Source organism: Streptomyces sp. NBC_00271 (assembly GCF_036178845.1).
Taxonomy (GTDB): domain Bacteria; phylum Actinomycetota; class Actinomycetes; order Streptomycetales; family Streptomycetaceae; genus Streptomyces.
Window position 1 is genome coordinate 297,352 of the sequence record NZ_CP108071.1, and the last position, 12,585, is coordinate 309,936.

Genomic DNA, 12,585 nt, shown 5'->3' on the forward strand with positions numbered 1-12,585 from the left:
CTTACTGGCCGCAGGCCGGCCTGGCGCGGCAGAGAGAGCAGCACTCGTTTCACCCGCCGGAAGGAACATGATGGCGAAGAACCGGAAGCGTCCAGGTCGGACCCGCACCAAGCGCGACAACCTCCGCGAGCCGATGCTGCTCAGCAAGATCGACCCTCAGGAGATCAATGTTCGTGAGGGCGAGGCCAAGTCCATCGTCTGCCCCGACTGCCGTACATGGCACCGGCTCATGGGCGATACGAAGCTCAAGATTCGCGAACACTGCATCAGCGACAAGGTCGACGAGGGGCAGAAGCACGTCCGGTGCGACGGCAGCAATCAGGTCGTCGCGCTCGACATCACCGTTGAGCAGTGGACCGAGGCGATGCTCGCCGCCGACAGCACGGCGACCGGACGCCGCTCTGCCCGCCAGCACTACAAGCCGCTCCCGGCCCCGGCCAAGCCGGTCACCAGGATGAGCCCGGTGCCCGCAAACGTGGCTGACGCTCTCACCGCCTACCGCGAGCACCTCAAGAAGTGCCGGGCCAGGACCACGGCCGGTCGCTGCGGCGGCACCCACCGCTGTGCAGACGGAGCTCGGCTCGCCGCCCTCTACACGCAGCTCAAGCGCACCCAGCCGCTCCGCGACCGGGAAGCCCGCGTCGACGCTCTGCTCGCTCGCTACCGGTCGACCACGGTGTGGGCGAAGCACAGCGAGGCCACGGTCAACGGGAAGAAGACGATGGCCAAGCGCAGCGGTACGGCGGTCGAAGACGCCAACAACGTCTGCCGGATCCACCCGGCCACCACCGTCACCGAGTTCCGTGGCCCCAGCCTCCCCGTCTGGCAGGCGTCATGACCTCGCAGCCGACATGCGCCGCCTGCGGCGCGACTGAGATCACCTGGGTGTGTGCGGCTGCTGCGTGCTGGCGCCTGATCCTGGCCTGGATGCGCACCCAGTTCTGACCCCACAGCCTGCGCTGCCTGCCGTACACCGTCCCGCCCTCGCGGCAGGAGCGGTGTGCGGCGGAGTGCGCAGGGCGCACTCCCCGCCTTACCGGTGGGGCCACAACGCGACGAACCCCCAGGGATTGCGCCCCTGGGGGTTCTTTGTCGCAGGTCTCTCGCGAAAGGACGACCTGCATGCCCAGCATGACAGCCCTGATCATTCCTGCCGAGGCCGCCTCCCGGCCTGAGTTGCCGCGGCGTCCGATCCCGCACGAGCGGACCCCGGATCGGCCGACCCCGTCCGGTAGCCGACCGCACCCGCAGCGCACCGTCGTCCGTCCGGGGATCGGGGGCGCGGCATGAGCAACGCCGATGCCGCCCGCGTTGCCGCGGAATTGGAAGCGGCCCGTGCCCGGGCTGCGGCTGACCTGGCGGCTGCTCAGGCCGCTGCCGCTCGTCTCTCCGAGACCCTGCAGAAAGCGCAGGGTCAGCGATGACCGACACCGACCACCCGTTCGGCGCGGAGTTGCGCCGCGTCGTCGATCAGCAGGTCGGTCCGCGTCGGCCGGGTGCCATCTACCAGAACAGCGACGGCGCGTTCGAGGTCTTGGCCCTGGTCACCGAACCGGCCACGGCCCGCGACATGCTCCGTCGTCGTTCCGCGCAGTTCGCTCTGATCGTTCGGGACGTGCTGCGGCCCGACGGCCAGCCCTTCGTGATCGGGTCCGTGTGGAGCGACTCCGACCGGCTTGTACGGCCCGCATCGGCCGTGCTCGCACCGGTCGGCTGATGCCGCAGCCCAGCGTCCACGCCCGGTACCTCGTCGCTGACCGTTCCTACCGCGACCACGCGGCCAGCTGCTCAGGCTGCGAGCTCTCCGCACCCGCCGTTGGCGGGTGCGGGGGAGCGCGGCTGTACGAGTCGTTCACCCGGCTCCAGGACGTGTACCTCGCTCACCTCAAGCGCCAGCGCCCGCAGGGGCGCTGACCGCCAACTCCCGTGAATGGAGGGCTCTATGGCCCGCATCACCCGTGCCTGTATGAACGCCGAAGCCGACTACTTCGAGAACACGGCCGCGCCCCGCTCGGACGCCGCTGCCGCCGACGGTGAGCGCGTTGCTGCCGACCCGACCCGCAGCGATCACAGCCGCGCCTGTGCCGGCCGCGCCGCCGAGATCGCCCGCGGGCACGCCGCGGACTACCGGCACATTGCCGAGGCCCTGCGCGCGGGGGAGATCCCCGACGGCCTGGACCTCTCCTGAACCACCCCTCTCAGCCGACAACGCCACCTCTGGCGGCTGCCTGACCCGCACAGGCCGGTCCCTGCTTCGCGCAGCGGGCCGGTCTGTGCGCGGTCCAGGGGAGCCGGACAGCCCGGACCACACTTCAACAAGGAGCAGCACATGGCGCACACGATCCCGCTCGCCCACGCGCTTGATGACTCGCACCTTTCCCCCGCCGCCCCGGCCCCGGTCGTCCCGGCTCCCGTTGATGCGGCGGCCCTCCTGGCGGCCGGTACCGCTCGTTACCACCACCCGCGCTACCTGCGTGTGGAGCAGAACGGCCCCGACGAGGTGCGCTTTGTCTTCCGGGAGTTCACCGGCCGGGAGAGCGAGCCGTCCTCGCCGCTGGAGATGTACCGCGATCCCGCGCTCACCTCCGAGCAGTGCACGATGATCGGCCGCCAGTACACGGCGGCCCGCGTTCTGTGGTCCCAGCGCCGGATGCGCGTGCAGGCTGCTCCGCTGCTGGAGACCGCAGCTTTACGGTGGTCGGCCTGGACGATCGCCCACGACACGATGATGGCCAGGTTCGCGGAGTTCGCGACGCTTCCCGATGACCGGTGGCGCTCGCAGGTGCTGCGGCTGCTGGACGCGCACCGTGTCGCTCGGCAGATGGCTGCGGACTGGGACGACATCGCGGAGCAACTCGCGGTCGTCGTCGACGACCAGCACGCCGCTGCGCATGACTGGCGTGACGAGCTGGACCTGGCGGTCGTCGCCGCTGACCTCGGAGTCGACATCAAGGGCTGGCTCGTCGACCACATCAGCGCCTACCGGGCCACCCCGTACTACCGGCACGACACCCCGCTCGTGGCCCGGCTCGTCAAGACGATCGACGACCAGCGGGCCCGGCTCGCGGACGTCGCGCACCTGAGCGCCGACGACGACACCGGCGGCCAGCTCGCCCCCAACCGCCTCTGATCCGGCCCCTCGCGCCGGCGCCTCAGCCGACGGCCCGCACCGCGGACTGTCGGCTGTTTCGGCTCCGGCCACCCCGGTTTCGGGAGCAGCCGCCCGCGTTTCGCGGGCAGCCCACACCGTTTCGCGCACACCCCTGAACCCCTCTCCCGGAGGCCCCCGTGACGATCACCGACATGCCGCAGCGCGCGGCACCCGCCACCCCCGTTTCGCACCCGCCGACCGCCGTTTCGGACGCGCCCGAGTTCGTTTCGGGAGCAGCGGCCCACGTTTCGCGGACGCAGAAGCGGAACCCGGTCAAGCCCGGGCGTGACCGCCTGATGACGGTCCTGTCGGTCGCCGCTGCGACCGGCGGACCGCTGATCGGCGCCATCGGTTTTGCGATGTCGTACAGCACCCTGGCGAAGAAGGCTTTTGCCTGGGGATTCAGCCCGGATCTGGCGCCCTGGTTCCCGGTCGGCGTGGACGCGTCGATCATCGTGTTCCTGGCGCTGGACCTGTACCTCATCCGCAAGGACGCGCCGTGGCCGCTGCTGCGGATGGCCGCCCACGGCATGACGTTCGCGACGATCTGGTTCAACGCCTCCTCGCAGGGCCGCATCGCAGGTGACCCGGTCAGGGCCGCTTCGCACGGCGTCATGCCGCTGCTCTTCGTGATCGGCGTGGAGGCCGCGCGCAGGCTGTTCATCAAGAAGACGCAGCTCGAAGCAGGTACGGCCACCGATCGGATCCCGCTGCACCGCTGGATCCTCGCCCCGGTCGCCACGCCCCGTTTCTACCGCCGGATGCGGCTGCACGGAGTCACCTCGTACCCGGAGATGATCCGGCGCCAGCAGGACCTCACCGCCTACGAGCAGTGGCTTCGGCGCAAGTACAAGGACGACATCTCCAAGGCGTCGGAGGATGAGCGGCTGCCGATGAAGATGGCCGCCTACGGCTACACCGTCGCGCAGGCCCTCGCGATGCCTGAGCAGCAGGAACGCGAGGCGGAGGCCCGGGCGGAGGAGGCGGAGCGCCGGCGCCTGGACGCGGAGACGCGCCGGGACCTCGAACAGAAGAAGGCCGAAGCCGCCCGGCTGGAGGCCGACGGCGACCTCGAGACCGTCCGGGCCCGGGTGGAAGGCCGGACAGCCCAGGCCCGAGCCCACGCCCGAGCCCAGGCCAGTGCCGCTGAACGGGCCGCTGAGCTGGAGGAAGCGGCGCTGGAGACGGCCGTCCTCGCCGAAGCCAGGGCGCGCACCGCTGAGGCGGAGAGCAGGGCAGCCCAGGAGCGCGAGGCGAAGGCTGCCGCCGACCTTAAGGCGGCCGAACTGGAGCACCAGGCAGCGGAGAAGCGGAAGCTCGCGGCGCAGGCCGACCAGGTCGCCGCGGCAGAGGCTCAGGCAATCGAAACGGCGGAGATCGCCGCAGCCCGCAAGCGTGCTGCCGAAACGAACCGGGCCGCTGCCGAAACGGAGAAGGCCGCTGCCGAAACGCGGCACGCCACCGCCGAAATCAACCGCAAGACAGAGGAGGAGGACGCCCGCCGCGAGACCGCTCTCGCGCAGAAGGCGGCAACCCGTGAGGCCGCTGCCGAAGCCGAGCGGCGCGCTGCCGAAACGCGGCACGCCGCCGCCGAAATCGAGCGGCGCGCAGTCGAAATCGAAGACGCCGCGAAGCTGACCCCGCGCCAGCGCGCGGTCCGCAAGGTCGCCCGGATGATCCTCGCCGCCGGCGGCGACGCCGACCGGCTGCCGCTCGCCACCATCCAGCACGAGCTGGCTGTCACCTCTCCCGGCACCGCCTCCGAGTACCGGCACGAGGCTGCCGAGCTGCTCGCCGGCGGATACCACCCCTGACCCACCCGTCCGGCACACATCAGTGAGGGCCAGCCCACCGGTAATGGGCTGGCCCTCGCTGCGACTGCCGGAAGCAGTCAACAGCCCCCCGAGTACAGCAGATCCGACCCCCGCGGAGGACCCCGTGAACACCGAAAACACCGGCAAGCCGTTCTTCGAAGACCCCGACGAGGCGCTGCGAGAGATTGCGCAGAACCCCGCCGCCTACGCGCACTACCTCGCGGACTTCCACCGGGTCGTGCTGGACATGCAGGCCAAGATCGAGGTTCTCCAGCGCGAGACCCGCGTGCACTGCCGCGGGACCCGCGTGGAGGGCGACAAGATGGGCCAGGCTTTCCTGCGCTCCTTCCCGGTGGAAAAGTCCCTGAACGACATTCTGAAGAACCTCAAGAGCGTCACTTCGGGGCTGGAAAAGAGCGCCCATAAGCGTCACGCCCACGACGAAAAGGTGAAGGAGGTCAAGAAGCAGCGAAAGGAAAAGGCCCAGCTCAAGGAGCGGAAGAATAACCCGACGCTCCAGGCCGCCCCGGAGAACGCGCGCCAGCAGGGTGGACAGGGCCCGAATATGGGTTATGGTGGTCCCACGTCGATTTACAACCTGGACCGCAGGGAGTCGGCGTGAGTGCAGGTCGCCCGCTCACGAAAATAGAGCGGAAGAAATACAACCGTGCAGAACACGAGCGGAAAATCAGACAGGATCTGATCTCCCAGCACGGCAACGACCTCGGCACCTTCTACTACTGGCTCCGGCTCATGAATATCCGGGGCACCCAGGCATTCCGCGACGGAGACACGGCGTTCATCCGTGACGTCGCGCTCGCCCTGGAGAACGTCTACCGCCGCCACGCCGGCTAGCTCTCCGCGTCCCGTTATGAAGGGCCGTCTCCGATCCCCGGGGGCGGCCCTTCGGGGATCCCAACGCGTGCCGCGCGTGCCGCGTGTCACGCGTGCCGCGCACGCGTGTACGCGAGGCCGGTGCCGACCGTCAAGCCCAGGAGGAGGGGTCGCGTGTCCGACGACACCGGCAGCAACGTTGTTCACCTCCCCGCCCGGGACAGTGATTCCGGCGCCATGCCGGACGCTCCCGATATCGGGGATCTCTTTTATTCAGAACCGCCTGACAGTGGTGCAGGCGGCGGCGTCCCTCCGGAGTCCCCGGAGGAGACGGCAATGGAACTCCCGACCATTCGCATGCCGATTTCCCCGGAAATGGCTTTGCGGGAAACGGGAATGCCCAGGCCTCCGGGTTCCGGCGAAGACGAATACGAGGAAAGGGAATACGTCCAGCCTCGTTCTCTTGCTGATCGTCTCGGTGACTGGCTGGAATACCGGCTGGAAGTGGGGCGGGACCGGCACGCCGGAGAAGCGTCGTTCCGTGAGGCGGAAATAGCGCGCAAGGCCGCTCTTTTGGAGGCCCGTACCGCACAGGAAGTCGCGGTGATGGAGCAGAACGGCAAGCTCCACACCGCGATGATGAAAGCGAAGGCCGACAAGACGTCGGCACGGGGCAAGGCTGACGCGGACCGCTCGCGGTCCTCCGGCTCGGGCATGGGCTCCGACAAGGGCCGCTCGAAGGCCGGCGGCGGGGGCGGCTCACGCGGGGGCGGCGGCAGCTCCGGTGGCTCAGGCCGGGGTGCCGGCGGTGGCCGGGGCTCGCGGAACGGCTCTGGCAGAGGTTCCGGGCGCGGCTTCGGGGGCGGCAACTCCCCCAAGGGCGCCGGGAAGGGCTCTGATCGCTCCGCTGGCGGACGTGGCGGCGGTTCGAAGGGCAATGAGTCGTCCGGTGGTTCCAAAGGCCGCCAGAACGGCTCTGGCGGCACCGGTTCAGGCAAGAGCAGTACTGGCAAGGGCAGTTCGGGCGGCTCCGGCAGGAACGGCCCGGGCAGCCCCGGGTCCGGCAGGCGCGGCTCGAAGGGCGACGGCGGCAAGGCGCAGAACCCGCCGGCCAGCCCGGCGGCCGAACGGGCCCGCGGCCGCCAGGAGCGCGCCGCCGCCCGCCAGGCGGCACGCCAGCAGCGCCGCAGCGCCGGCCAGGCGGCCAACATCGCCGACCGCAGCAAGGACCGCGACCAGGACCGCGCCACCCAGCAGGCGGCGCGGGAGGAACGCCGCGCGGCGAAAGCCGAGCGGAAGGCCGCGAAGCGGAAGGCCGCGAGGAAAGCGAAGCAGGAGGCCGCCAAGACCGCAGACGACCGCACCACCTTGGGCACGGCCGTGGCGGATGAGGCGCAGCGGCGCTGGGACAAGCGCCGCGCGCAGGCCAAGGACAAGGCCGCCAGGGACGGCGACGGCAAGGCGCCGGGGCCGGACACCGAGACCAAGGGCAGCAAGGGCAGCAAGGGTGGTGGCGACAAGGACGCCGACGCCACCACAAAGAAGATGCCCAAGGACGGCCCGGAACCGGCCTCTGACGGTCCGGAGGCCGGCTCCGCGAAGGGACCGGAGGGCGACAAGAAGGAAAGCGAGAAGCCGTCTGACGGCTCCGAGAAGAGCGGAGCCAAGAGCGACGACAAGCGGTCGTTCAAGGAGCGAGTCAAGGACCGTTTCGGCAAGTCCGGTACGGCGCCGGGCTCCGCCCCCGGTACGGAGGAGCCGCCCCGTAGGGCGAGGCCGGAAGACTTCAAGGTCACCGTGGACAGTCCCGGCCGTTCAAGCCGTCCCCCGAAGCCTGAACCGGCTGAGGAAGAGATCCCGGACGCGGTCATCGTCGACGACCCGTCCGACCCCTTCGGGGCCACCGTCTCGAGCACGGCGAGCCTCCCCCGCGCCCCGGAGCCCCACACACAGCGTCCCGGCACCACCCGACCCACTGCACAGGAGGACCCCGTGGCATCGGAGGTCAACAAGCCCACGTCGGGCCAGGCCGGCATGGCGGCCAGGCACCGCACCGACATCACCTTCGGCGAGTACCTGGTGGAAATCGTGAACATTGCGATCGCCGCCGGGCTCGACAAGGACCGCGCCCAGGACCTGGCCGTCGCGCTCGGCAAGGTCGCCGACGCGCTGCGGGACATGGCGGCCGATCTGGTCGGTGACCACAACGTTGCCACCGAGGTCGTCGACCAGATCTCGGACCTGGCCGACGCCGCGGCCCGCATGAAGCAGCTGGCCGAACGTTGCGCCACCGAGTGCGAGATCGCCTCGGAGGCCGCCCGGCTTGCCGCCATGTCGGTCGGCCGCGTCTACGGCGAGGACATCCGGGCCATGGACGACGCGGGCCTGGCCCATGCCTCCGCAGCTGCCCACCACGACTAGGAAAGGACCTCGCTGATGAACGACCTCGTGCCTCCCGGCTACTGGATCGGCCCCCCGGTGGGCGGCGACAAGGCCGTATCCCCGACGGACGGCGACAACCGCTACAAGGCCGTCCAGCACAAGCTCAAGACACTGGGCACGGCCATGGACCTGGCCAGCAACGAGCTCGAAGCACTGCTGCGCGGCATGCGCACGAACGCCCAGCGCGCTGAGGGCCTGGCCACGGACATCGCCAACGCGGAGCTGGACCGCAAGTTCATCGAGATGACGAACCAGGTGTCCGTCGCCCTGGGCGGCGCCGCCGTCGAAGTGCAGAAGCTCCACGCCACGGCCGAGGAAGTCTCCGGCCTCGCCCACGACACGCGGCGTACGCACGCGCGGCTGTACGAGGGCCTGGACGATATCCGCTCCAGCCGACGCGAACGCACCCCCAAGCCGGGCTTCTTCGCGCACTGACCTCGCTCACCCGAACCCCCTGATGGGCGGCCCCGCCAGCGACGGCGGGGCCGTCCATCACCACGTCCGAAGGAGAAACACCCGTGTCCGTGCCGCGCAGCGTCGCCCTGGAGCGCACCCTCTACACCCTGACCGCCCCGGTCCTTGCCGCGGCACCGAACCTCTTCGCCGACAGCCCCGTCAACACGGTTGTGCAGCTGGCGGGCGCGGCCGGCGTCGGCGGCTGGGTCCTGGCCTACAAGAGCGATGAGTCCGGTGCTGGACGCAAGGCCCTGCGCTGGTCGCCGCTGGTGTTCGCGGCCGCCGTCGACATCGCCGCGCGGCACACGATCGGCTGGGGCCCGTGGTGCATGGACGGTCTGCTCGCCGCCGGGTGGGCGGCGGCCGGCCTGCTGGTGATGCCGTTCTCCCGGCACACCCGCCGCCGTCACCGGCCCGCTCTCGCCGCCCCGGCCCGCGCGCCACAGTTGCAGCTCGCACCCGAGCCGTCGCTGGCGCAGCCGGACGACGGCGCCGACGCCTTCACCCGCCAGGTCCGCTGGCTGTGGGAGGCCCGCGGCCTGCCCGGCCGCACCATCGTCATCACGGCCACCCCGCACGAGGGCATGCCGAACGACCTGTCGCTGCTGCTGCGCGCCTCCGAGGCCGGACGGCCGATCTCCGGGCTCACCCCGGAGGCCGTCGCCGCCGCGTTCGGTGTCGAGGTCGCCGACGTGCGGATCGAAGAGGTGGTCCGGCAGTACGGCCGCGAGGGCGGCCCGGGCTGGAAGGAAGTCCACGTAACCCCCGACATGAACGAGCGCCGCCGCAAGGCCCCCACCACCCACGAGTGGTGGGCCGACCGGATCGGGTCCACCGGCGGGCCCGTGCCCGGCTCGGAGTTCGTGAAGAAGGTCCGCGACCAGGAGCGCAAGGTCACCCACTACATTGCCCAGGTCCCCGACGAGCTGGGTGAGCCGCGCGTCAACCAGCACGCCCTGGCGGCCGCGCTGAAGACCAAGTACGACGAAGGCCGGCTGTTCGTCACCGTCGACGGCAACCAGGTCCTGGTATCCCTGTGGGACAGCTCACCGCTGGCGCAGGTCTTCCCCGCGACGAGGGAGCTGCTGACGCCGGACAAGGACGGCCGGTGGGTGACCGGCTACCTCGGCAACGGCCAGCCCGCCCGCAACCGCGTCTACACCGACCGGGGCGCCGCCCACGGCCTGTTCGTCGCCCCGTCCGGCGGCGGCAAGACTCAGCTGATGGGCCTGCACGTCGCGGCCGACGCCCTGTTCGGAGCCGTGGTCATGCTGGCCACCGAGGCCCCGGATGAGAAGACCGCCGCGCTGGGCAAGCACACCGCCCGCTACGGCGTCGGCGCGCTCTACATGATCCGGCTCCTGCGGGTCCTGGACGCACTGATGGAGATCCGCGGCGAAATGCCGTGGGAGGACGGCCAGGTCCACGACTGGGACCCCCGCCTGCCGGGCTGCCCCTACCGGATGCTGTCCGCGTACCTCGATGAGTTCCTCTCCGCCGCCCGCAACGGCGACTACGGCGCGGAGATCATGGACCTCGCGGAGCGGGTGTCGGTCAAGGGCCGCAAGTACGGCATCGGCATCAAGGTGGCCGGCCAGTCCATCTACGTGCAGGACGGGTTCACGCAGCTGCTGTGCGAGAACCTGCGCGAGAACTGCATCCCGGTCGTCTTGAAGGTCGCGCCGAAGAAGGTCGCCGACATGTTCAGGGCGCTCGGTATCCCGCCCGAGTACGTCCCCGAGCCCCTCCCCCGCTCCTTCTCCCCCGCGGAGAAGGGCCGGATCGAGCGGGTCATGCGCGGCGAGCCCGAGCCGCCCGCGGACTCCAACACCGGCGGCGCCGGCTGGATTGTGGAAGCCAAGCAGCCCGACGTCCTGCGCACGCTGTTCATGGACTTCAAGGCCGGCATCGACGACTACTTCCCCGACAGCATCGCCACCCTGACCGACCACGAGATCCGCGAGCTCGAAGCGCGGGACCTGTGGTTCGACTGGACCGAGCCCCCCAGGCCCGGCGAGTTCGGACCCGAGCCCGATGACGAGGACGGCGACGACGCGCCCAAGAAGGGCGGCGACAAGCGCCGCGGCGGGGGCGGGAAGTCCGCCCCGCGCCGCGACACGGTCACCTCACCCCGCCAGGCGCTGGAAGCCATCAAGAATCTCTCCGGCGTCTGACCACTCCCACACCCCATCCGCGAGGGGCCCGGCCGCAACGGCCGGGCCCTCCTGCTTCTGGAAGGACACACCGCTCGTGGCCGTATCGATCTCCGCTGTCGTCCTGCTCGGCATCATCGTCTTCGTCCTGATCCGGGGCGGCTACGTACGCCTCTCGAACGCCCTGGCCTGCGCCCTGTTCGGCTTCTTCCTCGCCTCCACCGGCGCCGCGCCCACCATCCGGGACGCGATCGGCGCCGTCACCAGCTGGATCTCCAGCATCTGAAAACAGCCCCAGCCGCCGGCGTCGAAGGCCGCCACCCCACCCCGCACCTTCGCGCCCCCATGGAGCCCCGATGCCCCAGACGCACCCCGCCCCCGCGATCGACCACCCCGCCCCGACCACCCCGGCCCCCACGGGTCCCCCTCCGGCGGCGGAACTGTCCCTCGAGGAACGCCTCACTCTCGTCAACACGGCGATGACCGCCCGGCTGGACGAAGCGGCCGTCGCCTACGAGGTCAACACAGCGCACATCGAGACCGAACCCGTCGACCTGGCCGACGTCGTCATCGTCCCGCTCACCCCGACCAGCCCCACCCATCCCCAGCCGACACCACCCGCGACACGCATCGCCATCGTCCTGGACCGCGCACACCAGCTGATGGACACCGCCGGATGGTGCGCCGGCGCCCTCACCGACGAACAGGGCGCGGTCTGCCTGCTCGGAGCGATCCGTCAGGCAGCGAGAGGGGACCGAGGCCTGGAGGCCGACGCCGCGGCCGTCCTGCTCGACACCATCCGCAGACGCTTCGGCGATGTGGAGTCCGTGCCCGCGTTCAACGACGCGTGGGCCAACGGACGTGCGTCGGTCCGGATGCTGCACGAGGCAGCCTCATCCGCAGACGCGCGAGGCATCTGACCGACAGGGCGGGTCAGTCTTCCCACTCGATGATCAGCTGCCCGTAGTCGTTGACGTACGCCGGATACACGTAACCGCCGACGACCGCGCGGTTGATGACGACCTCCACCGTCTCGTCAGCGACCAGCCACAGCACCCCCTCCTCGTCCGTGGTCGCCTGCCACGTGTAGCCCTCGGTGTCGATCACCGCATCGAACTCGATCACGCTGCTCCCCCTCACGCCTTCGTGGCCGTCCAGCGTGACGCACCACCGCACCTCAGCAACAGACCCTCCCCGGACCACCCGCCTCGCACCCGAACCCCGCTCTACGGGTCGGGCGCGGGGCAGGCCGCCCGGCCTCAGCACTACTTCCCACCGACGTCCAAGGAGATGAGTCGTGGCAAAGGGTCCCGCCGTCATAGGTGTGCTGACCGAACCGCCCAAGCCGACCTGGTGGAGGGCCAACCGGCACAAGGTGCTGCTGGTGGTCGGCCTGCTGGTCGGTTACTGGATCGGCACCCATCTGCACGGCGCCCCGGCATCACAGCCGGGCACCCCCAGCCCGGGCCCGCAGCACGCGCGCACCGACCCCGGCCCGGCCTGACCCGACACCTCCTGCGCCCCGCCCCGCCGCTCCGTGCGGTGCGGGGCGCAGTCCTGTCTGCCCACCGCGATCTGGAGGACCTGCCCGTGCTCATCCCCCGCCCGCGCCGCCGGATAGGCCGGCCCCGCCCGCAGCGGCCCGGCCCCCGCTACCCGCACCGCCCTGCCCGTATCGCCCCGGCCTGGAGCCGGTGATGGACGAAGCCGCCTTCAACGCAGACGTGTTCCTGGA

General features: G+C 70.6%; 15 protein-coding genes. 14 read left to right on the forward strand and 1 reads right to left on the reverse strand.

All coding sequences use genetic code 11. The annotated features are described in order from the left end of the window. Positions 1-67 precede the first annotated feature (67 nt). The 13 genes from OG798_RS56045 (at position 68) to OG798_RS56105 (ending at position 11,770) form a co-directional block, all read left to right on the forward strand. Complete coding sequence (locus OG798_RS56045) at positions 68-838, forward strand: hypothetical protein (protein WP_328760544.1); 771 nt, start codon at positions 68-70, stop codon at positions 836-838. Positions 839-1,420: 582 nt separating this feature from the next. Further along, entirely contained in the window at positions 1,421-1,717 is a 297-nt protein-coding gene (locus tag OG798_RS56050) for a hypothetical protein (protein WP_328760545.1), read from the forward strand. Then, positions 1,717-1,914: a hypothetical protein gene (locus OG798_RS56055; RefSeq protein WP_328760546.1), complete on the forward strand. Its 198-nt coding sequence runs from the start codon at positions 1,717-1,719 to the stop codon at positions 1,912-1,914. The genes OG798_RS56050 and OG798_RS56055 overlap by 1 nt, the downstream gene beginning before the upstream one ends. A gap of 28 nt (positions 1,915-1,942) precedes the next feature. Further along, entirely contained in the window at positions 1,943-2,188 is a 246-nt protein-coding gene (locus OG798_RS56060) for a hypothetical protein (protein ID WP_328760548.1), read from the forward strand. A 141-nt stretch (positions 2,189-2,329) separates the two neighbouring features. Then, complete coding sequence (locus tag OG798_RS56065) at positions 2,330-3,130, forward strand: hypothetical protein (protein ID WP_328760550.1); 801 nt, start codon at positions 2,330-2,332, stop codon at positions 3,128-3,130. A gap of 158 nt (positions 3,131-3,288) precedes the next feature. Beyond that, positions 3,289-4,965: a DUF2637 domain-containing protein gene (locus OG798_RS56070; protein WP_328760552.1), complete on the forward strand. Its 1,677-nt coding sequence runs from the start codon at positions 3,289-3,291 to the stop codon at positions 4,963-4,965. Positions 4,966-5,089: 124 nt separating this feature from the next. Beyond that, positions 5,090-5,587 (forward strand): hypothetical protein, encoded by a 498-nt coding sequence (locus tag OG798_RS56075; RefSeq protein WP_328760554.1) that lies wholly within the window; start codon positions 5,090-5,092, stop codon positions 5,585-5,587. After that, positions 5,584-5,820, forward strand: a complete 237-nt coding sequence (locus OG798_RS56080) for a hypothetical protein (RefSeq protein WP_328760555.1) — start codon at positions 5,584-5,586, stop codon at positions 5,818-5,820. Before OG798_RS56075 ends, OG798_RS56080 begins: the two co-directional genes overlap by 4 nt. Positions 5,821-6,195: 375 nt before the next feature. After that, positions 6,196-8,220, forward strand: a complete 2,025-nt coding sequence (locus tag OG798_RS56085; protein ID WP_328760557.1) for an ATP/GTP-binding protein — start codon at positions 6,196-6,198, stop codon at positions 8,218-8,220. Positions 8,221-8,235: 15 nt separating this feature from the next. Then, positions 8,236-8,676 carry a conjugal transfer protein TraB gene (locus OG798_RS56090; protein WP_328760559.1) on the forward strand — a complete coding sequence of 147 codons (441 nt, stop codon included), beginning with the start codon at positions 8,236-8,238 and terminating at the stop codon, positions 8,674-8,676. An 83-nt stretch (positions 8,677-8,759) separates the two neighbouring features. Continuing rightward, the gene (locus OG798_RS56095; RefSeq protein WP_328760560.1) at positions 8,760-10,871 is read left to right on the forward strand and encodes a chromosome segregation protein ParM; all 2,112 of its coding nucleotides are present in this window, start codon (positions 8,760-8,762) and stop codon (positions 10,869-10,871) included. Positions 10,872-10,947: 76 nt separating this feature from the next. After that, on the forward strand, positions 10,948-11,136 hold the full coding sequence (locus OG798_RS56100; protein ID WP_328760562.1) for a hypothetical protein: 189 nt from the start codon (positions 10,948-10,950) through the stop codon (positions 11,134-11,136). Between the two features lie 70 nt (positions 11,137-11,206). Continuing rightward, positions 11,207-11,770 (forward strand): DUF6197 family protein, encoded by a 564-nt coding sequence (locus OG798_RS56105; RefSeq protein ID WP_328760564.1) that lies wholly within the window; start codon positions 11,207-11,209, stop codon positions 11,768-11,770. A 13-nt stretch (positions 11,771-11,783) separates the two neighbouring features. On the opposite strand, the gene OG798_RS56110 is transcribed toward OG798_RS56105, so the two are convergent. Further along, positions 11,784-11,975 carry a hypothetical protein gene (locus OG798_RS56110; RefSeq protein WP_328760566.1) on the reverse strand — a complete coding sequence of 64 codons (192 nt, stop codon included), beginning with the start codon at positions 11,973-11,975 and terminating at the stop codon, positions 11,784-11,786. 172 nt (positions 11,976-12,147) lie between these two features. Between OG798_RS56110 and OG798_RS56115 the strand changes: the two genes are divergently transcribed. Beyond that, on the forward strand, positions 12,148-12,354 hold the full coding sequence (locus OG798_RS56115) for a hypothetical protein (RefSeq protein WP_328760568.1): 207 nt from the start codon (positions 12,148-12,150) through the stop codon (positions 12,352-12,354). Positions 12,355-12,585: the final 231 nt, after the last annotated feature.